21 protein-coding genes are annotated in these 20,195 nt (G+C 62.6%); 14 read left to right on the top strand and 7 right to left on the bottom strand.

Annotated features, from left to right (window positions below; translation table 11 throughout):
* Positions 1–70: 70 nt before the first annotated feature.
* Positions 71–457, top strand: coding sequence for a DoxX family protein (locus AACY44_RS14515; RefSeq protein WP_339419739.1), 387 nt, complete (start codon positions 71–73; stop codon positions 455–457).
* Positions 458–512: 55 nt separating this feature from the next.
* Here the strand turns inward: AACY44_RS14515 and AACY44_RS14520 are convergent, their stop codons facing one another.
* From AACY44_RS14520 to AACY44_RS14530, 3 genes are all read right to left on the bottom strand, one after another.
* Positions 513–1,331, bottom strand: a complete 819-nt coding sequence (locus tag AACY44_RS14520; RefSeq protein ID WP_339419741.1) for an alpha/beta fold hydrolase — start codon at positions 1,329–1,331, stop codon at positions 513–515.
* A 90-nt stretch (positions 1,332–1,421) separates the two neighbouring features.
* Positions 1,422–2,813, bottom strand: a complete 1,392-nt coding sequence (locus AACY44_RS14525) for an alginate export family protein (RefSeq protein WP_339419742.1) — start codon at positions 2,811–2,813, stop codon at positions 1,422–1,424.
* On the bottom strand, positions 2,810–3,706 hold the full coding sequence (locus AACY44_RS14530; RefSeq protein WP_339419744.1) for a VOC family protein: 897 nt from the start codon (positions 3,704–3,706) through the stop codon (positions 2,810–2,812). Before AACY44_RS14530 ends, AACY44_RS14525 begins: the two co-directional genes overlap by 4 nt.
* 140 nt (positions 3,707–3,846) lie before the next feature.
* On the opposite strand from AACY44_RS14530, the gene AACY44_RS14535 reads away from it, so the two are divergent.
* Positions 3,847–4,914, top strand: coding sequence for an NAD(P)-dependent alcohol dehydrogenase (locus AACY44_RS14535; RefSeq protein ID WP_339438984.1), 1,068 nt, complete (start codon positions 3,847–3,849; stop codon positions 4,912–4,914).
* A gap of 343 nt (positions 4,915–5,257) precedes the next feature.
* Here the strand turns inward: AACY44_RS14535 and AACY44_RS14540 are convergent, their stop codons facing one another.
* A complete protein-coding gene (locus AACY44_RS14540; RefSeq protein WP_339419748.1) occupies positions 5,258–5,557 on the bottom strand; it encodes a hypothetical protein in 300 nt (99 codons plus the stop codon).
* 217 nt (positions 5,558–5,774) lie between these two features.
* Here AACY44_RS14540 and AACY44_RS14545 point away from each other — a divergent pair, with 217 nt between their 5' ends.
* The 3 genes from AACY44_RS14545 to AACY44_RS14555 are packed head-to-tail and all read left to right on the top strand — an operon-like array spanning position 5,775 to position 7,922.
* Positions 5,775–6,416: a TonB family protein gene (locus tag AACY44_RS14545; RefSeq protein ID WP_339419750.1), complete on the top strand. Its 642-nt coding sequence runs from the start codon at positions 5,775–5,777 to the stop codon at positions 6,414–6,416.
* Positions 6,413–6,958 (top strand): RNA polymerase sigma factor, encoded by a 546-nt coding sequence (locus AACY44_RS14550; RefSeq protein WP_065876202.1) that lies wholly within the window; start codon positions 6,413–6,415, stop codon positions 6,956–6,958. Before AACY44_RS14545 ends, AACY44_RS14550 begins: the two co-directional genes overlap by 4 nt.
* Positions 6,959–6,995: 37 nt before the next feature.
* Positions 6,996–7,922: a FecR family protein gene (locus AACY44_RS14555; RefSeq protein ID WP_339419753.1), complete on the top strand. Its 927-nt coding sequence runs from the start codon at positions 6,996–6,998 to the stop codon at positions 7,920–7,922.
* Here the strand turns inward: AACY44_RS14555 and AACY44_RS14560 are convergent.
* Complete coding sequence (locus AACY44_RS14560; protein WP_339428115.1) at positions 7,919–8,539, bottom strand: type II secretion system protein GspJ; 621 nt, start codon at positions 8,537–8,539, stop codon at positions 7,919–7,921. The genes AACY44_RS14555 and AACY44_RS14560 overlap by 4 nt on opposite strands.
* The gene (gene gspH, locus AACY44_RS14565) at positions 8,536–8,988 is read right to left on the bottom strand and encodes a type II secretion system minor pseudopilin GspH (protein WP_339428114.1); all 453 of its coding nucleotides are present in this window, start codon (positions 8,986–8,988) and stop codon (positions 8,536–8,538) included. The genes AACY44_RS14560 and gspH overlap by 4 nt, the downstream gene beginning before the upstream one ends.
* A gap of 93 nt (positions 8,989–9,081) precedes the next feature.
* Here gspH and AACY44_RS14570 point away from each other — a divergent pair, with 93 nt between their 5' ends.
* Positions 9,082–9,513, top strand: a complete 432-nt coding sequence (locus AACY44_RS14570) for a type II secretion system protein N (protein ID WP_339428113.1) — start codon at positions 9,082–9,084, stop codon at positions 9,511–9,513.
* Here the strand turns inward: AACY44_RS14570 and gspI are convergent.
* Positions 9,500–9,865: a type II secretion system minor pseudopilin GspI gene (gspI, locus tag AACY44_RS14575; protein WP_339428112.1), complete on the bottom strand. Its 366-nt coding sequence runs from the start codon at positions 9,863–9,865 to the stop codon at positions 9,500–9,502. The two genes, AACY44_RS14570 and gspI, sit on opposite strands and share 14 nt — an antisense overlap.
* 148 nt (positions 9,866–10,013) lie before the next feature.
* Here gspI and gspG point away from each other — a divergent pair, with 148 nt between their 5' ends.
* The 8 genes from gspG to AACY44_RS14615 all read left to right on the top strand — a co-directional run bounded on the left by gspG (position 10,014) and on the right by AACY44_RS14615 (position 20,132).
* Positions 10,014–10,463 carry a type II secretion system major pseudopilin GspG gene (gspG, locus tag AACY44_RS14580; protein WP_339419759.1) on the top strand — a complete coding sequence of 150 codons (450 nt, stop codon included), beginning with the start codon at positions 10,014–10,016 and terminating at the stop codon, positions 10,461–10,463.
* 8 nt (positions 10,464–10,471) lie between these two features.
* Positions 10,472–11,341, top strand: a complete 870-nt coding sequence (gspK, locus tag AACY44_RS14585; RefSeq protein ID WP_339436516.1) for a type II secretion system minor pseudopilin GspK — start codon at positions 10,472–10,474, stop codon at positions 11,339–11,341.
* Positions 11,338–12,396, top strand: a complete 1,059-nt coding sequence (gspL, locus tag AACY44_RS14590) for a type II secretion system protein GspL (RefSeq protein ID WP_339530488.1) — start codon at positions 11,338–11,340, stop codon at positions 12,394–12,396. Before gspK ends, gspL begins: the two co-directional genes overlap by 4 nt.
* On the top strand, positions 12,389–12,901 hold the full coding sequence (gspM, locus tag AACY44_RS14595; RefSeq protein ID WP_339419764.1) for a type II secretion system protein GspM: 513 nt from the start codon (positions 12,389–12,391) through the stop codon (positions 12,899–12,901). Before gspL ends, gspM begins: the two co-directional genes overlap by 8 nt.
* Entirely contained in the window at positions 12,898–15,204 is a 2,307-nt protein-coding gene (gene gspD / locus AACY44_RS14600; protein WP_339419766.1) for a type II secretion system secretin GspD, read from the top strand. The genes gspM and gspD overlap by 4 nt, the downstream gene beginning before the upstream one ends.
* A gap of 733 nt (positions 15,205–15,937) precedes the next feature.
* Positions 15,938–17,356, top strand: coding sequence for a type II secretion system ATPase GspE (gspE, locus tag AACY44_RS14605; RefSeq protein WP_339419767.1), 1,419 nt, complete (start codon positions 15,938–15,940; stop codon positions 17,354–17,356).
* Positions 17,356–18,567 carry a type II secretion system inner membrane protein GspF gene (gene gspF / locus AACY44_RS14610; RefSeq protein WP_339456145.1) on the top strand — a complete coding sequence of 404 codons (1,212 nt, stop codon included), beginning with the start codon at positions 17,356–17,358 and terminating at the stop codon, positions 18,565–18,567. The genes gspE and gspF overlap by 1 nt, the downstream gene beginning before the upstream one ends.
* 383 nt (positions 18,568–18,950) lie before the next feature.
* Positions 18,951–20,132 (top strand): substrate-binding domain-containing protein, encoded by a 1,182-nt coding sequence (locus AACY44_RS14615; protein WP_339419770.1) that lies wholly within the window; start codon positions 18,951–18,953, stop codon positions 20,130–20,132.
* Positions 20,133–20,195: the final 63 nt, after the last annotated feature.

The raw sequence follows: 20,195 nt of genomic DNA on the forward strand, positions 1-20,195 counted from the left end.
ACAGGCTTGCAAGCAGGCGGATGGCACCGTTGACACAATCGACGTTTGTCTCGACCAACAGAGAGCACGTATGAACGAATCAAAACAACAGGACCTGGGGTTGTTGTTTCTACGGGGCAGCGGGGCGCTGTTCCTGCTGTGGGTGCACGGTTTGCCGAAACTGTTGAACTACAGCGAGCAGTTGAAGCTGATCGAGGACCCGTTTCACTTGGGCGCTCACATCACGCTGCTGCTGGCGATATTTGCCGAGGTGCTGTGCCCGCTGCTGATCATTGCCGGGGTGCTGGTGCGCCTGGCGTGCCTGCCGATCCTGGCGGTGCTGTTGATTGCCATGCGGGTGGTGCACCCGGAGTGGACGTTGCTGGAAGGGCAATTCGGCTGGCTGCTGTTGATCATTTTCAGCAGCGTGTTGATCGCAGGGCCTGGGCGTCTGGTCGTGAGCCAACGTTTCTCCTGAGCAAAAAAAGGCCGGGCAAGCCCGGCCGAAATAAGGAGAGGGTGGTTCAGGTGTTTCAGCGTGTCAGGAACGCCAGCAGGTCTTCATTCAAGGCCTGGGCATGGGTCACGGCGAACCCGTGTGGTGCGTCCTTGTAGACCTTCAGCTCGGCGCCTTTGATCGAAGCCGCGGCGGCTTTGCCGGTGGTTTCGAACGGTACGATCTGGTCGCCGTCACCGTGGATGACCAGGGTCGGCACGTCAATCTTGGCCATGTCAGGGCGGAAGTCGGTTTCGGAGAAGGCGGTCACGCAATCCACGGTCGATTTCAGCGACGCCAGCATTGCCACCTGCAGGGTCTGGGTCAGCACCCCTTCGGAGACTGTCTGGCCCTTGTTGATACCAAAAAACGGCGTGTTGAAATCGCTGATAAATTGCGCGCGATCCTTCAACAGCCCGGCCTTGATGCCATCGAACACTTCAGTCGGCACGCCCTGCGGGAAATCCGGTTTCTGGCCGAACAGCGGTGTCACCGCCCCCAGCAGTACCAGGCCGCCGACGCGGGCGCTGCCGTGGCGAGCGATATAGCGCGCGACGTCGCCGCCGCCCATGGAAAAGCCCACCAGGGTCACGTCCTTGAGGTCCAGGTGTTCGATCAACTGCGCGATATCGTCGGCGAAGGTGTTGTAGTCGTTACCGGTCCATGGCTGGTCCGAGCGCCCGAAGCCACGACGGTCAAACGCGATGGTGCGAAAACCACGGCTGCTCAGGTATTCCATCTGGTATTCCCACATGTCGGCATCCAGCGGCCAGCCGTGGCTGAACAGCACGGGCTTACCGCTGCCCCAATCCTTGAAGTAGATCTGGGTACCGTCTTTGGCAACGAATGTGCTCATGGAAAACTCCTTGATGTATAGGCTGGAAAACTCAGGATCACTATTGCCCTTAAGCGTTTCGAGGGCTTGTACGGGTGTGCTTGCTTGGGATTACCAACTGAACTTGAGCTCGACCCCCAGGTAATTGCTGTCATCACCGCCTGCATCGCGCAGGGTCTGGCCGACGTCGTAGTGCACGGCTTCGACGGCGCCGGTGAGGTTGGGGCTGAACACATAGTCAGTGCGCAGTTGCGCGTAGGCGCCGGTCCAGCGATCACCGCTGCCAGCGGTGCCGGCCACCGGCAGGTTGGGCTGGGTGTACACCGCATCGCTGGTGGTTTGCCGCCAGAGCAGGCCGATGGCCGTTTGCACGCTGAGCTTGTCGAACGGTTTGACGGTGATCGACGGCTTGACGTGAATCAGGTTGCTGTAACCGGTGTAGCCCGCCAGGGAAAAGTAGTAGCCGTTGGGAAACAGCGGATTGAATGTGCCAACAGTGCCATCCCCGGTTTTACGGTCGCCCGAGGCGATGTCCAGTTGCAGGCCGAGGCGCGGCGTCCAGGCCAGGCTGTCAAAGGTGTAGCCGGTGCGACTGCCAGCGGCCCAGGCGCGGATATCCTTGTTGCCCACCGAGCCACTTTGCAGCATCGCTTCGACGTCCCAGTCAAAGCCCATGGCCGCGCCGCCCAGGCGGGCGTCGAACAGGTGGCGGGTTTCGTCGCCGTCCGCGTCCAGGTAGTGCGCCGCGCCGCGTTCATACACGCCGTAGTAGGCTGACAGCTCGTTTTTACCGCCCACCAGCCGCTCGACCCGCACCATGTGGAAGCGTGCCTCACTATTGGATTTGTCGTCGAAGTGCCGCCCGTCCTGATACTGCACCGGCTGGCTGGCAATCCCGATAAAGCGCCAGTTGCTCGTCTCCCAGTCGGCCCACAGGGCATCGAAGGATTGCCGCACATTCGGGCCTTCCCGCGATGAGATGAAGCGCTGCAAGTCGAAAGCGAAATCCTGGCGCCCGACACGTGCTTTCAGCGTGCCGCTGCTGAAGGCATTGACGTATTCGGCAAAGGCCAGGCGCAGGTCGACGTGGTTCTGGTCGGCGCCGCCGATCGTCGTCTTGTCATACGCGTGCACGTCTTCAAGCTGGGTGAACACCCGCCAGTTTTCGTTCAGGTGCAGGTCGGCATGCACCTGGAAACGTTGGATCAAGTAGCGATCACGCTTCACATCGCGCACGCCAAAACCACTGGCATCGTTCATCTCGAAGCGCTCGCGTAACGTGGCGCCCAGGGACAAGTAGGTGAACGGGTTGGCACCTGACAATGGGATGTACTTCCAATTGTCCAACGGCTGCGTGCGCAGCGCCGGGTTTTGCAGGACCGACCAGTCTTCCTGCCAACGGTTGGCCTTGATGGTCGGGCGTGTCGCTTGTTCATCGGCGTGGACGCCGCCGGCGAGCAGCGGCCACAGCACGGCCAGGCCCCAGCCTGTGCGACGCTTCATTTTGCCGCGTTGAGCTGGTGAATCTCCGCGACATAGCCGCCCGGGAACTCGATCAATGCGCTGCGACGGCCTTTGCTGTCAAAGGCGGGCACCAGCACTGTGGCGCCGGAGCCGGTGGCCTTGCCCAGCGTCGCCTTCAGGTCAGCCACTTGATAGCCGGTGGTTTCATGGCCAAAGGGGTAGGGCAGTTGGCCGTTGGTGACCAGCACCGCCATGCGCCCGAACGGCGACTCGATGTCGACACGGCGGTAGCTGCCACTGGCTTGACCGATATCCACCCCAGGCGCGTGCTTGTCATCGGCCAGGACTTTGCCGTGGGAAAAACCCAGGAACGACTTGATAAAGCGGTCGGCACGGTCGGCACTGAGGTACACGCGGTTTTCCGGTACGGTCTGGAACGCGGCGTAATCCGGGGTCTTGGTGTGCCAATAGAGCTGCATATTCACGCCGCCTGGCCACTGCACCACGGCGTCACGTCCGATCGGGTCGGGGAAGTCGCTGACGATCACCGCCGCACCGTTTTCCCGGGCGGCCTTGAGCGCTACGTCCATGTCCTTGACCAGGTAACCGTTGCGCTCCTGGCCGAACGGGTGCGGGATCGGTGTGGTGAAGCCAAACAACGACACCGTGCCCGCCGGGGTCTGCAGCAATTGCGAGGTGGTGCTGCTCGGCACCGGCAACACATTCACCACCACCTGGGCCGTGCTTTTGCCGCCAAAAGTGGCCAGGAAGCTCTGGGCAAAACGGTCGACATCGGCCGGCGCCACATAGACGTGGCTGGTGTCATATTGCGGGGCCACCGCTACCGTGGGTGTTGCCGCCAAGGCACTGCCCATCATGGCCGCGGCCAGCAACGTGACAGCCAGCGATACCGTCCTCACTTTTTTACACATGCCCACTCTCCAGCGTCTTGAGAAAGTCAGGAGCTTAGGGGCCGCGCAGTGACGCGGATTGTATGGACGTGCTCGGTTGAACGATTCAGCGTCTATGCTGGTCATCTGACTTCCAGCATCCGATCACACAGGTGAACGAAATGGCCAAGACCTACAGCTACGCCGCCCAGAACGCCAAGGATTCCCTCAAGCCCTTTACCTTCGAGCGCCGCGCGCCGGGGGCGGATGATGTACAGATCGACATTCTCTATTGCGGGGTCTGCCACTCCGACCTGCACACCGCCCGCAACGAATGGAACAACACCCTGTACCCCTCCGTGCCTGGCCATGAAATCGTCGGCCGTGTTACGGCGGTAGGCGCCAATGTGCAGAAGTTCAACGTCGGTGATTTGGCCGGTGTCGGCTGCATGGTCGACAGCTGCCAGCATTGTGCGTCCTGCGCCGAAGGCGAGGAGCAGTACTGCGAGAGCGGCTTTACCGGTACCTACAACGGCCCGGTATTCGGCGGCGAAAACACCTTCGGCGGCTACTCCGACAGCATCGTGGTCAAGGAGAAGTTCGTGCTGCACATCTCCCACGACGCTTCCAACCTGGCCGCCGTGGCGCCGTTGCTGTGCGCGGGCATCACCACCTATTCGCCGCTGCACCACTGGAAGGTTGGCCCCGGCAAAAAGGTCGGTGTGGTTGGCCTGGGTGGGCTTGGGCATATGGCGGTGAAGATCGCCCACGCCATGGGCGCACACGTCACGCTGTTCACCACCTCACCCAACAAACGCGAAGACGGCCTGCGCCTGGGTGCCGATCATGTGGTGGTGTCGAAGAACCCGGATGAAATGGCCGCAGTCGCCAACAGCCTGGATTTCATCCTCAACACCGTCGCCGCACCGCACAACCTCGATGCCTTCCTCAGCCTGCTCAAGCGTGACGGCACCATGACCCTGGTCGGCGCCCCCGACAGCCCGCACCCGTCGCCAACCGTATTCAACCTGATCTTCAAGCGCCGCAGCCTGGCGGGTTCGTTGATTGGCGGCATCCAGGAGACCCAGGACATGCTGGACTTCTGCGCCAAGCACGGGATTGTGTCGGACGTGGAGATGATCGATATCCAGGGCATCAACGAGGCCTATGAGCGGATGCTCAAGGGTGATGTGAAGTATCGGTTTGTGATTGATATGGAGAGTTTGAAGAAAGAAAGCCACGCGGCCTGAGACACGCTGCAAGTCCAAACTGTGCGAGCGGCGGTTCGACGCTTCGACTTGCTCACGAATGCGGTGGATCAGTCAAATCATCAGTGACTGACACTCTGCATTCGCGAGCAAGCCCGCACACCGAGCCTAGGTGAGGTGCCGAGTGGTGGGGCAAGAGCCCTTTGGTTACTTTGGGGCTCTTTTCCAAAGTGACTCGCCGTAAGAGCGAAACCAATAGCAGCCATTACCGCAGGAATGGATATGTACTCATTCCAACCCAAGCACCTGGTCGGCCCAAAGGCCGCCTCGTAAACAAGCTCCCTCCCACATTTGTTACCTGTGTACTCAGACAATTTCTAACGGCTCAAGGCCGCTGCGGTTTCACCGACGTACCGAAGGTGTTGCCCATTCGCACACTGGTCGCCGCCGGGGTGGCTAAACCGACCTTATTGGGCAGGCGCTTTTCGATGGAAATATTCTGCGCCTCGCGGTTTTTTTGCGTCGCCTTTGTTGCATTCGTGTCATTACCCATCTGGTGGCTAAGGCAGCCATAGTCAGGCGCCTTATAGCCATCCACCGTGACCTCTGCGCAATTATCGGCATGGGCAACCAAGGGCAGGACGGCGCACAGCAACAGGCTGGCGAGGGTTGGTAGCACGTTCATCAGGGCCTCCTGGCGGGCCCGAAGGAGTGGGCCGGTAAGGCTGCAAAGTGTAGTGCAGCTGGCTTCTCGTCACCGTGATGTTTTTTTTGCTATCACCGTAACATCAGATTCATAAACTGGCCTCAGGATGACGGTTTTCTAGGGCGCGTCGGCCGTGCAGCGATGCAAAGCAGGGGGTGAACAGGGAGCCTGGAGGCGCGCGGCATGCGCCCTGGTCTTGCTGTTGCTGCTGGCCGCTGGTCGTACGGCACTGGCAGAGTCACCCCTGCTGTCGTTGGACCTGCCTGCGCAGGACCTGGAGCACGCACTGCAAGCCTACAGCCGCGCCACCGGGATGGCGGTGCTGGTGGACCGCGAGTTGACGCGGGGCCGGCGCTCCATTGGGGTGCGCGGGCGCTTTACGGCGCAAGAGGCGCTGGCGATGTTGCTGACAGGGAGTGGCCTGATGGCACGTTATGCACGCAGCGATGCGTTTACCTTGCAGACACCGCAGGTCAGCCAGCCGCCCACCCAGGGTGCGGCGGCACGCAGCGCCGCGCGGATCAACAACAGCTACGCGACGGCGTTGCAACAAGCCATCGAAACCAGCCTGTGCCGTTCGCCGCTGACCCGGCCCGGTAGTTTTCGCGCGCTGGTGCAGGTATGGGTCAACCCCGACGGGGTGATTGAACACAGTCGGCTGGTCAGTTCCACCGGCGATGAACAACGCGATGAAGCACTGGTGCGCCGCCTGAGTGCGGCCCGGGTCGAACGCCCGGCACCGAGCTCACTGCGCCAACCGGTGACTTTACTTTTGATGCCCGACACAACAGGAACGCGCATGGAATGCACAGTAGCGAAAGGAGCCTCGGGCGGATGAAAAATACCGGGCACAGTCCGATGGTCAGCTTGTTCCTGGCCTCCTACGAAGACTTCAAGGTGCGTTTGCGCAAGCGCCTGGGTTCGGAGGACCTGGCCAACGACGTGCTGCACGAAACCTACCTGCGGGTCGACCGCATGGACGTGCCGCCGAACCTGCAACAACCCAACGCCTACCTGTACCGCATGGCCTTGAACATCGCCGCCGACCGCCGCCAGGCCGACGCGCGTCTGCTCACCGGCAGCGAGGTGGAGGAACTGTTGCAAAGCGCCGACGAAGCCCAGGACCCGTCGCGGGTGGTGGGCGGCCAGAAAGAAATCCAATCCCTGGTCAAGGCCCTCTACGAACTGCCGGCACGCCGCCGCAAGATCCTCATCGCCGCGCGCTTGGAAGAAGCCCCGCACCTGGAAATTTCCCAGCGTTTCGGTATCTCCACGCGCATGGTCGAGAAGGAAATCAAGGCTGCTCTGGGCCACTGTGCCAAGCGCCTTGAAAGAAAAGTGATTCAGCGGTTCGGTCCCGGGGCCGGAAAACCGTCTTAGTGTCGAGTCCCTGATAAATCCGTGAGTACGTGCGCGCTTGAATATTTTTAGCCTCTCCACCGCCCGGCAACCCGCCGCCAGCCCCCTGCATGATGAAGCCCGCGACTGGCTGCTCCTGCTAACCTCGGGCCGCGCCACCGTGGCCGACGCCAAGGCTCTGCAGGCCTGGTGCGCGCAGAGCGCGGAACATGCCCAGGCGTTCGAACAGGCCAAGGTGTTATGGCGCGACTTGGTCCCCGTCCTTGAACAGGTGTCGCAACCGCGCAGCTTTGGCCGTCGTGCCTTCCTGGGCGGTGCGATGGCTGCCTCGGCGGCCGTGGTGATGGTCCGTGTCGGCGTACCGGGCGGCTTCGCCGGGCTCACGGCGGACTACCGCACCGAAGTCGGCGAGCAGCGCCAGGTGATGTTGAGCGAAGGGATAAGCCTGGAGCTCAATACCCAGACGCGCATCAGCCGAGTGGGGCAGGGCATTGAATTGCTTGAGGGTGAAGTCGAGGTGCTCGCCCACAGTGCGCAGCCGCTCAAGGTCCAGGCCGGCGAAGGCTGGGTCAGTGCGGCGCAGGCCCGCTTCAATGTGCGCAACACCGACCACAACGTGTGCGTGACCTGTATCGAGGGCTCGCTCTTGGTGGACACAGCCGGGCGCAGCGTGCGCCTGGACGGTGGCCGGCAGTTGACCTATGGCAGCGCCGGGGTCAATGAAGTGACCACGGTAGACACCCAGGCAGTGGTTGCTTGGCGCAAACAGGTACTGGTGTTCAACAATGCCACGCTGGCGACGGTGGTGGATGAGATCAACCGCTATCGACCGGGGATGCTGGTGTTGCTGAATAGAGAACTTGGCCAACGCCGGGTGCAGGCGCGGTTCAGCTTGCAGCAGTTGGCGGGGGTCGCGTTGTTGATTCGCGATGCATATGGGGCCAAATGCACGGAGTTGCCGGGTGGAGTGGTGTTGTTGAGTTAGTTCAACGACCTCAACGGCCCCACCACCTGGCGATATTTTTCCACGCCTTGTGGCGTCTGCCGCACTAAACTGATTTCCAGCCCCTGCGGATCCTCGCGGCGATTACCACTCAACTGCCGCCATCCCTTATCCGTCTCCCACACCCGCACCTGCAAATCACTCACGCCGGTCAACACCAGCACGCCATCCTTGGCTGCCGGCAGCGGATAGCGGTCTCGTGCTGGCGCTGCTGCCCGGTATAGCGAATCCCCCTTGAGCCACCACCGTACCCGTTGCAGCCCGTCCCCTGCCACTGGGGCGCTGCGGATCACGTCCAGGCGAAAGCCCTTGCTGTCGGAACTGCGAACCGTCACCGCAGCCAACCCCTCGGTTTTAGCCGCTCCGTCTTCCGGCGCGCTGGGGACCGTGAGTTCGACACTGGCCCGCAAGCTGATGTCCCGCTGCATCTGATTCAACGCTCTCAGCAGCACCTCCGTTTGCTCGGTGCTCGCCTGCAAATGCTGATCAGCGCGGGTCACGCTGTCGAGGCCGCGCCAGGCGATCACGCTGACCAACGCCATCAGCATGATCGCCACCATCACTTCGATCAGGGTGAAGCCTTGCTGGGCGTTGTTCATGGCTGGTTCACCACGCGCATCAAGCCGGCGGCGTCGCGTTGCAGGCTAAGGCTGTGTTGCCCATCGGACAGCACCACGCGCAGCGGTGGGTTGATCCATTCGCCATTCAGCACCAGGGTTTGCCGGGGTTCGATGTTGATTTGCATTGGCGTGCTTTCCCATAGCCGTGGGCGCAGTGGGTCGTCGTTTTTAAACGTCTCGATACCTGTCCCATCATCCCTTTGACGATTGAAGCGAAAGCCCTTGGCATCGGCGCGCAAGGTGATGGGGCGGCCGTCGACGTGGGCTTCGGCCTGGGCGACTTGCAGCAGTTGGCTCAGGCGCTCGGCGTCTTTGCGCAGCAGGCGCAGTGGGTCGGGTTTGATCGTGAGGCTGATGGCGGCGCTGGCGATGCCGATGATCACCAGCACCACCATCAGTTCGATCAGGGTGAAGCCTTGCTGTTTCATCGCGCGCTTCCTGGAAAACTGGGGAGTGTGTGAAATAAAAGCGTGCGAATTGACCTGTAGGCTGGTGCGACGGACAAACAGGAGGTCCAGCCCATGATATTTGCCCATCGTTTCACCCTGGCCCATGGCGTGCAGGCGCTAGGTGTGTTGGCCGCACTGGCTGGCCTGGCGGTCTGGACGCCGCTGCTGCTCAACAGCGCCGAATCCCATACGCCCCAAGCCACGCCCCAAGCATTGGCGGCGCGCAGCGATAACCCGGCGCTGCAATGGTTTTCCAATGCGCCGACGGCGCTGCAGGTGAAGGTTACCGGCGTGCTGGCGGGCGCCCGTGGTGCGGTGGCGATCCTCAGTCTGAATGACGGCCCGCCGCGCAGTTTTCTGTTGGGTGAGCGCCTCAGCCCCGGCGTGCGGCTGACGGCCATCGAAGGCGATGGTGTGGAGATAGAGCGCGCTGGCGAGAAGCTGCGCGTCCACCTCGACAAGCTGCCGCAGGGGCCTGCGTTGCCCATGCTCACTCGGCCATGACCTGGGTGTCCAGGCGGGCCAGGGGCGGCGCTTCGCGGCTGGCGTCGAGCACCTGCAGGTTGACCTGAAACAGGCGCCCATCGGCGTTGATGGTCTGCTCGCAACGCAGTTTCAAGCGGCCCTGGTCGCACTCGAAGGTTTTCTTGCCGCTGCGCAGGTGCCCCCCCAGGCGCAACTCCGCCAGGCGACTCTGCGCCGCCAGCAACGCGATCGACTTGTCGCGCAACAGGCCGTTGCTCTGGGTCATCAGCCCGGCCACGCGCACGGCGGCGGCCATGGCCACGGCGATGATCGCCAGCGCCACCAGCACCTCGATCAGGGTAAAACCTTGCTCCTTGCGTCGGCCGTACATGGCGCTCTCAAAGCCGGGAAACAGGCCCGCAGACTAGCGCCGGCAGTTGACCGATTGGCGACCGAAACTCCCGAGGATTTTCAATACGACTGACATGTGTTCTTGCAACACTGCGCCACGAATTGCACTCAAGCCAAGGAATGTCGAGATGGATATCGCGCGCCTAACGTCCCCATTGCCAGGCCCTCGCGGGCAGCGTGGCTTCACGTTGATCGAGATCATGGTGGTGGTGGTCATCCTCGGGATCCTGGCCGCGATGGTGGTGCCCAAGGTCCTTGATCGGCCGGACCAGGCACGGGCCACCGCAGCGAAGCAGGACATCGGCGGGTTGATGCAGGCGTTGAAACTCTATCGCCTGGATCACGGCACTTATCCGAGCATGAACCAGGGGTTGAAAGTACTGGTGGAACGCCCGGCGGATGCGAAGAACAACACCTGGCGCGCCTACCTGGAACGTCTGCCCAACGACCCTTGGGGCCACCCTTATCACTACCTCAACCCGGGCGCCAATGGCGAGGTAGATGTGTTCTCCCTCGGCGCCGACGGCCAGCCGGATGGCGACGGCGTGAATGCCGATATCGGCTCCTGGCAGTTGTAAGGCGCGCCATGAAACGGTATTCGCCCGCACCGGCGAAGCAGCGCGGCATGGCGATTATCAGTGCCTTGCTGATCGCCGCAGTGGTGGCGGTACTGGCCGGTGCCATGCTCACGCGCCAGACCGTGTTCACCCGTCGCCTGGAAGCCGAGCAGTTGCGCATCCAGGGCCAATGGCTGTTGCAGGGTGGCCTTGAGCGCAGCCGGCAGATGCTCTGGGACGCGCGCCAAAAAGACGTGCTCACCCGCCTCGATCAACCCTGGGCCCGTGCCCAAAGTGGCGTGTTTGAGGGACGGATCGTGGACGAGCAGGGCAAGTTCAACCTGCGCAACCTGGTCAATCGCGGGCAGGTGGACACCGAGCAGTTGCAGAGCTTCGAGCGGCTGTGTCGCCTGATCGGCGTCGACCCGGCGGTGAGCCGGCGCATTAGCCAGCGGGTGATCGCCTCTTATGTACCCCCCGCCCAATACCCGATGCTGCGCAGCCTGGATGACTTGAGCGCGATCGAAGGTCTCGACCCTAACGTGTTGCAGCGCATGCAGGCGTACATCAGCGTGTTGCCGGGCCCTACCTGGGTCAACGGCAATACCGCCAGCGCCGAAGTGCTCAGCGCGGTGGTGCCACGGCTCAGCCTGTCCCAGGCCCATGGGCTGGTGGCCGAGCGTGACAGTGGGCACTGGTTTATCAACCGCGGGGATTTCGTCAACCGCCTGCGCTTGCCCCAAATCGAGGTGGATTCGGTGCAGGTGGGTATTACCAGTGAGTGGTTCCGCTTGCAGGGCCAGGCGCGCCGTGAGCAGCGGCGGGTGACGATTGATGCGTTGCTGCATCGCCCTGAAGACCGCGAGCCCCGCGTGATCTGGTCGCGGGTGGGTGTATGAAACGCTTGCGCATTGGCTTGCCGCCGCTGGATCAACTGACCCTTGAGAGCCAGGTAAAATTTGCCTGGCTGGACCGTGGTGTGGTTGTTGAAGAGGGTTACGCAAGCCTGGCGCAGCTGGGCAAGGCCCGCCCGGCTGTGGAGTGTTTCCTGCACCCGCGCGACAGCTTGCTCACCAGCCTGGAGCTGCCACCGCTGCCGGCCGCGAAAACGGCGGCCGCCGTAGCCTGCGCCGCGCAGGCATTGATCCTGGGCCCGGTGGAACAGATGCAGGTGGCCCACGGCCCGCGTGAAAGCGATGGGCGCGTGCCGGTGGCTTGGGTGTCCAAGGCCGCGCTGGAGCGGCTGGCGCAGGTGCAACTCAAGCTGCGCGGCGTGTACCCGGCGCCCTATGCCTTGCCGGTGGGCACTGCGGCGTTGGACGAAGGCTATCTGTTGACGCGTGACAGCCTGCAACAAGGCGCAGTGCACCCATTGGGTTTGCAGACGCTGGACGTGCGGCTGGTGGATGCGCAGCAACGTTGGAGTGGGCCAGTGCCCACATGGGGGTTGCACGGTCGCCTGCGTCAACCTTCGACGGCCGGATGGGGCAGGGCGCTGGCGTGTGTGGTGCTGGCGACGGCCATCTGGACCGTCGGGCTCAACCTGTACGCCGCGCGCCAAGTGGATGAAGGTCAGCGACTCAAGGCCTTGATGAGCCAGCAGGTGCGCCAGGCATTTCCCGAATTGCCGGTGGTGCTCAACCCTTTGCAGCAGGCCCGTCAGCAATTGGCGGCGCGCCAGACCGGCGCGGCCTCAGACCCAGGGCAACGCTTCACCAGCCTCCTGCAACTGGCGGGCAGCAGCTTGCCGTTCATGGTCGGCAGCGTCGACAACCTGACCTTTGAACAAGGCCGCTTGCACGTGGAATTACTCGCCGACAGTCGTAACCCGACGGCTGAGGGTGAATGGCAGGCGGCGTTGGCCCAGGCCGGCTTCACGGCCACCCGCGATGACCATGCCTGGACCATTGGCCCGGCGCCGGCAGCGGAAAAGCCAGGAGCCGGCGATGAATAAAGTGCAGCGACTGCGCAGCCAGGCCCAGGTGTTCTGGCGCGGCCTGGCCCTGCGCGAAAAACGCATGCTCGGCGGCGCCGGCCTGGTCCTGGTGAGCCTGCTGACCTGGCTCGTGCTGGTGCAGCCCGCGTTGAAGAAGATCGACTACTGGCAGGCCGAAACGCCTAAGTTACGTGCCCAGGCCGCGGCCTTGCAGGTGTTGTTGCAGGACGTCGCTGCGCCTCGCCAGGGCGATGAAACCGCGTTGCACCAAGCCCTCGATAGCGCCGGCCTGCAAGGCCATTACCAGTTGCAGGCGCTGGCACCCGGCGGCTGGCGCCTTACCTTCGACAACGCCCCGGCCGATGCGGTGGTGGGCTGGCTGCTGGGCAATGCCCGTTCGTTTTCTCTGGAGGTGTCCGAGGCGCGTTTGCAGCGCGCCCTCGACCCCGTCGATAACTCGGCCGGCACTGTGTCCGGGACCGTTCGCATGGATCAGGCGCTTGGCGCTAAGGAAGCTTCATGAAGTGGTCAGTCCCCCCTTTTCGCATGGTCGCGCCGCTGCTGGTGCTGGCCCTGAGTGCGTGCAGCAGTCAGTCAACCACGCCATTGCTGGTGGACAGTGAACTTGGCCAACCCTTGGCCGACACCCGCCGCAGCGGTGAGACCGTATTGGATCGCCAACGTGAACCCGCCCCCCAACCGCCCGTCCAGCACCGGGTTACCAACAGCGCCCGCAGCCACGCCCCGGCGGTGGTCAAGGCCCGCAACCCACTGGGCGACCAGCCGGTGCAGCTCAATTTTGTCGATGCCGATATCCAGGCAGTAGTGCGCGCGCTGTCCCGCGCCACCGGCCAGCAGTTTCTGGTCGACCCACGTGTAAAGGGCAACCTCACCCTGGTCAGCGAAGGCCAGGTGCCGGCGCATCAGGCTTACGACATGCTATTGGCGGCCCTGCGCATGCAGGGCTTCAGCGTGGTCGATGTGGGCGGCGTCGCCCAGGTGGTGCCCGAGGCCGATGCCAAGTTGCTCGGCGGGCCGATCTACACGGCCGGCAGCAGCGGCATGCAAACCCGTACCTTTCGCCTGCAATATGAAAACGCGGTGAACCTGATCCCGGTGCTGCGCCCCATCGTGTCGCCGAACAACCCGATCAATGCCTACCCAGGCAACAACAGCATCGTCATCACCGACTACGCGGAAAACCTCGCGCGTGTCGCGCAGATCATCAACGGCATCGACACCCCCAGCGCCATCGACACCGACGTGGTGAGGGTGCAGAACGGCATCGCTGTGGACATCGCCGCAATGGTCGCCGAGCTGCTGGAAACCCAGGGCGCCGACCAGACCCAGAAGATCAACGTGATCGGCGACCCGCGTTCCAACTCGATCATCATCCGTTCCGGCAGCCCGGAGCGCACGGAGCTGGCGCGCAACCTGATCTACAAACTCGACAACGCCCAGAGCAACCCGAGCAACATGCACGTGGTGTATTTACGCAACGCCCAGGCGGGCAAGCTGGCGCAGTCGCTGCGCGGGTTGCTGACCGGTGAAAGCGATTCCGGCGTCAGCGACGATGCCCGTGGCAAGCTCAGCGCCATGGGCGGCAATGGCAAAAACAGCCAAGGCACGAGCAATGCGCAAAACAGCAGTGGCACGCCTACGGGCAGCGGTGTGCAGTCGGGTTATGGCCAGTCCACCGGTTCGACCAGCAGCACTGGCACCAGCGGCACCCCCAATGATCAGGACACCGCGTTCAGCGCTGGCGGCGTGACCATTCAGGCAGACGCCACCACCAACACCTTGTTGATTTCCGCGCCGGACCCGCTGTACCGCAACCTGCGCGAAGTGATCGACATGCTCGACCAGCGCCGCGCCCAGGTGGTGATCGAAAGCCTGATCGTGGAAGTCGGCGAAGACGATGCGACTGAGTTTGGCGTGCAGTGGCAGGCCGGGAACCTCGGTGGCAAGGGTGGGTTTGGCGGGGTCAACCTGGGCGGCAGTGGTGTGAACAGTACGCCTACCAGCAAGACCAGCATCGACGTATTGCCCAAGGGGCTGAACGTGGGGTTGGTCAACGGCTCCGTGGATATTCCCGGCATTGGCAAGGTGCTCGACCTCAAGGTGTTGGCCCGTGCATTGAAGAGCAAGGGCGGCACCAACGTGCTGTCCACGCCGAACCTGCTGACCCTGGACAACGAGGCGGCGAGCATTTTTGTGGGGCAGACGATTCCGTTTGTCACCGGCAGTTATGTGACCGGGGGCGGGGGCACCAGCAACAACCCGTTCCAGACCGTGCAGCGTGAAGAGGTGGGGCTCAAGTTGAATGTACGGCCGCAGATTTCCGAGGGCGGCACGGTGAAGCTGGACATTTACCAGGAAGTCAGCACCGTGGATGAGCGGGCTTCCGTGACGGCGGGGACGGTGACCAATAAACGCGCGATCGATACCAGTATTTTGTTGGATGACGGGCAGATCATGGTGCTCGGTGGGTTGCTGCAGGATGGGTATAGCCAGAGTAATGATGCGGTGCCGTGGTTGTCGGATATTCCGGGGTTGGGGGCGTTGTTTCGCAATGAGAAACGCAGTGTGAACAAGACCAACCTGATGGTGTTTTTACGACCTTACATTATTCGGGACAGTGGGGCGGGGCGCAGTATTACGTTGAACCGGTATGAGTTTATGCGCCGGGCGCAGGGGGGGTTACAGCCGGAGCGTAGTTGGGCGATGCCGGATGTGCAGGCGCCGCAGTTGCCTTCGGTGGAGAAGGCGATTCCTGGGGTGCAGCAGCAGGGGCCTAGGGCGGTGATCAGGGCGGTGCCTAAGTGAGTGTACATATCCGTTGCTGCGGTCACGGCCGCTTAGGGTTCCGCTCTTACAGCGGGTCACTTTTGGCAAACGCCCCAAAAGTAACCAAAAGGTCTTCGCCCCACCACTCGGTGCCTCGCCTAGGCTCGGCATGCCCTCACTCCGGCTTTGGAGCGTGGGCCGCCGCGATGGGCCATCCTTGGCCCAGCGCGGCTAACCCGGCGTCCTGCCGGGTTACCCACGCTCCAAAGCCTGCGTTCGGCCAGCGTGGTTTTACGGGGCGCCTAAGATCAAAAGCAAAGCGCGGCGGCCTTAGAGCCGACCGGTTCTTGGAGGCCGATCTCGGTCCACTGTGGGAGCTGGCTTGTCGGATCGCCGCACCGCTGCGATGGCATCAACTGGATATGCCTGATTCACCTAGGCGTCCGCATCGCAGCGGTGCGGCGATCCGACAAGCCAGCTCCCACAGAAAAGCAATTTGCGGTGCACAAAAAAATGCTTTTGATCTCCACCAATCAAGCTGGCTGTCAGGCCGCTGTGCTTTCGCTTTTGCTCTTGATTTTGATCTTAGGCGCCCCATCAAACACGCTGGCCGGATTACGGGCACACCGAGCCTAGGCGAGGTGCCGAGTGTTGGGGCAAGAGCTCTTTGCTTACTTTGGGGCTTTTCCAAAGTGAGCCACCGTAAGGGCGGAACCCTAATCAGCCGTTACCCAAATAATGGATATGTACACGCAAAAAAGGGGCTACCCCAATGAGCCTGCTCCCTTACGCCTGGGCCAAATCCCAGCGCATTCTCCTGCGCCCCGGCGAGCAAGGCATGCTACTGACGGTGTGCCCCTCAACCCCCGGCTGGTCCATCAGCGAAGTCCACCGCCAGTTCGGCCAGGCCCACCTCGAACAGGTGCGCGACGACGAACTCGACGGCCTGCTCACCAGTGCCTACGCCGACACCGGCAGCGCCGCCGCCGTGGTGGGTGCCGCCGAAAACGAGGTCGACCTCGACCGCCTGATGCAAGACATGCCCGAAATCACCGACCTGCTCGACACACAGGACGGCGCGCCTGTGATTCGCATGATCAACGCCTTGCTCACCCAGGCCGCGCGCGACGAGGCCAGTGATATTCATATCGAACCTTACGAGACCCATTCCGTGGTGCGCTACCGCGTCGACGGCACCCTGCGTGATGTGGTGTCGCCTCGCAAGGCGTTGCATGGCGCGCTGGTGTCGCGGATCAAGATCATGGCTCAGCTCGATATCGCCGAGAAACGCCTGCCCCAGGATGGCCGCATCGCGCTGCGTGTGGCGGGGCGGCCGATTGATATTCGGGTGTCGACGGTGCCCACCGGCCATGGCGAGCGGGTGGTGATGCGGCTGTTGGACAAACAGGCCGGGCGTTTGCAGTTGGAAACCCTGGGCATGGAGCCACAATTGCTCGCCCGCCTGGACACATTGATCCGTCAGCCCCACGGCATCGTGCTGGTCACCGGGCCTACCGGCAGTGGCAAGACCACCAGCCTGTACGCTGCGCTGGCGCGGCTGGATGCGAGCACCAGCAATATCCTGACCGTGGAGGATCCGGTGGAATATGACTTGCCGGGCATCAGCCAGATCCAGGTTAACGCCAAGATCGACATGACCTTTGGCCTGGCCTTGCGCGCGATTCTGCGTCAGGACCCGGACATCATCATGATCGGCGAAATCCGTGACTTGGAAACCGCACAAATCGCCGTGCAGGCTTCGCTTACCGGCCACTTGGTGCTCGCCACCTTGCACACCAACGACGCGGTGTCGGCGGTCAATCGCTTAATCGACATGGGCGTGGAGCCGTTCTTGTTGGCGTCGTCCTTGTTGGGCGTTTTGGCCCAGCGACTGGTGCGCCGTCTGTGCCCGCATTGCAAGCAGGAAGACCCGGCTGCGCCCGGCACGTGGCGTCCGGTGGGCTGCGCACAGTGCAACCAGATCGGCTACAGCGGCCGTACCGGTATCCATGAATTGTTTTGCGTCGATGACGATGTACGCAGCCTGATCCACCAGGGCGCCAACGAACAGGACCTGCGCCTGGCTGCGCGCCGTGCCGGGATGTTCAGCATGCGTGAAGACGGCGAACGTTGGGTGCGCAGCGGCGCCACCGCGCCCGAAGAAATCCTGCGCGTGACACGGGACGCCTGATGAATCGCTATCGCTACGAAGCTGCCGATGCCAGCGGCAAAGTCGAGGCCGGGCATGTGGAGGCCGACAGCCAGAGCGCGGCCTTTGCCAATTTGCGAGGCCGCGGTTTGACCGCGTTGCGGGTGCAGATCGAAGGCGGTCAACCAGCAGCGGCGGGCAGCAGCCTGTTCACTGCCAAACTCTCAGACAATGATTTGGCCTGGGCCACGCGGCAACTGGCGAGCCTGCTGGGCGCCAGTCTGCCGTTGGAGGCGGCGTTGAGCGCCACGGTGGAGCAGGCCGAGAAAAAACACATCGCCCAGACCCTCGCCGGTGTGCGCGCCGATGTGCGTGGCGGCATGCGCCTGGCGGAGGCGTTGGCGGCGCGGCCACGGGATTTTCCGTCGATCTACCGCGCGTTGATCGCGGCGGGGGAGGAGTCCGGCGACCTGGCCCAGGTGATGGAGCGCCTCGCCGACTACATCGAGGAGCGCAACAACCTGCGCGGCAAGATCCTCACTGCGTTCATCTACCCTGGCGTGGTGGGGTTGGTGTCCATAGGCATCGTGATTTTTTTGCTGAGCTACGTGGTGCCGCAGGTGGTCAGTGCGTTTTCCCAGGCGCGCCAGGACTTGCCGGGGCTGACCCTGGCGATGCTCAACGCCAGTGACTTTATCCGTGCCTGGGGTTGGCTGTGTTTCGCCGGGATCGTCGGCGGTTTTTGGAGTTGGCGCCTGTATTTACGCAACCCGGTGGCGCGTTTGAATTGGCATAGCCGCGTCTTGCGCCTGCCGCTGATCGGGCGTTTTGTGCTGGGCCTGAACACCGCGCGGTTTGCCTCGACCCTGGCGATTCTCGGCGGTGCCGGCGTGCCGTTGCTACGGGCCTTGGAGGCGGCGCGGCAGACCCTGTCCAATGACCGCCTGAGCCAGTGCGTCAACGACGCCACCGCCAAAGTGCGCGAAGGCGTCAACTTGGCCCCGGCGCTGGCGGTGGAAAAGGTGTTCCCGCCGGTGCTGATCCACCTGATCGCCAGCGGCGAAAAAACCGGCTCGCTGCCGCCGATGCTCGAGCGCGCGGCGCAGACCCTGTCGCGGGATATCGAGCGCCGCGCCATGGGCATGACCGCGTTGCTGGAACCGCTGATGATCGTGGTGATGGGCGCCGTGGTGCTGGTGATCGTCATGGCGGTCCTGTTGCCGATCATCGAGATCAACCAGCTGGTCACCTGACTGACGAAACCCGAAGCAAATGAACTGCACCCATTCAGTTGGTTTGCCGACATCCTGGCCGCCACGCCCAACCTCGGGTTCCTCATTCCGTCACATCCCACCCCCCCTCGACACACGCCACACCGCCTCCAGCAACCCCGTACTGAAACCTCGCTGTCACCTACCCCGAAACCGCTCAAAACCATGACCAAAACACCCGAGAATCTTTTTAAAATCAAGGCGTTCCTCCCGAGGTTTTTTCCCATAACCGTCATCGGAAACTGCGACTTTCTCTCCATGGTTTTCACCCCTGGCCACCCCCGCAACATGGCTTGGGACCGAAGCCATGGCGTCATGCAAGAGCCATCTACCCAACGTACAAACACGACGAAAGGAGCTTCTTCATGTTTAAGCGCAACGTTCTCGCGGTATCCATGACCCTCGCTGCACTGTGCTCTGCACAGGCTGCATTCGCTGACATCAACGGCGGCGGCGCGACTCTGCCACAGCCGCTGTATCAAACCGCTGGCGTACTCACCACTGGCTTCGCTCCGTACATCGGCGTGGGCAGCGGCAACGGCAAGTCGGCTTTCCTGAACAATGACTACACCAAGTTCGTGGCTGGCGTGACTAACAAGAACGTGCACTGGGCGGGTAGCGATTCGAAGCTGAGCGCGACTGAACTGTCGACCTATGCTTCCACCAAGCAACCTACCTGGGGCAAGCTGATCCAGGTGCCTTCGGTGGCCACTTCGGTTGCCATTCCGTTCAACAAGGCCGGCACCAACGCCGTCAACCTGAGCGTTAACCAACTGTGTGGCGTGTTCTCCGGTCGTTTGACCACCTGGAACGAGATCACCAACTCTGGCCGCACTGGCCCGATTGCCCTGGTGTATCGCAGCGAGTCCAGCGGCACCACTGAGCTGTTCACGCGCTTCCTGAATGCCAAATGCACCGAAGCCTTGCCTTTCGCAGTGACTACCACTTTCTCCTCCAGCTACGGCGGTGGTCTGCCATCGACGGCTGTGGCCGCCACTGGCAGCCAGGGCGTGATGGATGCACTGAACGCCGTAGAAGGCCGTATCACCTACATGAGCCCGGATTACGCGGCGACCACCCTGGCCGGTCTGGATGACGCTACCAAAGTGGCCAAGGTTGGCGGTGTTTCCCCTGCGCCTGCCAACGTGTCGACTGCGATTGGCCTGATTCCAGCGCCAACCGAAGCCCGCGCGGATGGCTCGTTCATCGACGCTACCAACCCGGACAACTGGGTGCCGGTGTTTGCTGCCACTGCAAGCGGCCCAGCCACCTTCGCTTACCCATCCAGCGGCTACCCGATCCTGGGCTTCACTAACCTGATCTTCAGCCAGTGCTACGCCGACGCCACCCAGACCACCCAAGTGCGCGGCTTCTTCGCCCGTCACTACGGTGCTTTCGGTAACAACGACACCGCGATCAGCAACAACCGCTTCGTACCGCTGCCAGCCAACTGGAAAAAAGCCGTGCGTGACACCTTCGCCACCGCTTCCAACGCTCAAGGCATCGGCAACACCAGCGTCTGCAACGCCATCGGTCGTCCGCTGTAACCCACGCTTCAACGACCCGCAACACCGATCAGCAACGGCCTGTGCCGTTGCTGATTTTTTTTC

It is taken from the genome of Pseudomonas sp. RA_15y_Pfl1_P11 (genome assembly GCF_963970975.1).
Lineage (GTDB): Bacteria > Pseudomonadota > Gammaproteobacteria > Pseudomonadales > Pseudomonadaceae > Aquipseudomonas > Aquipseudomonas tritici.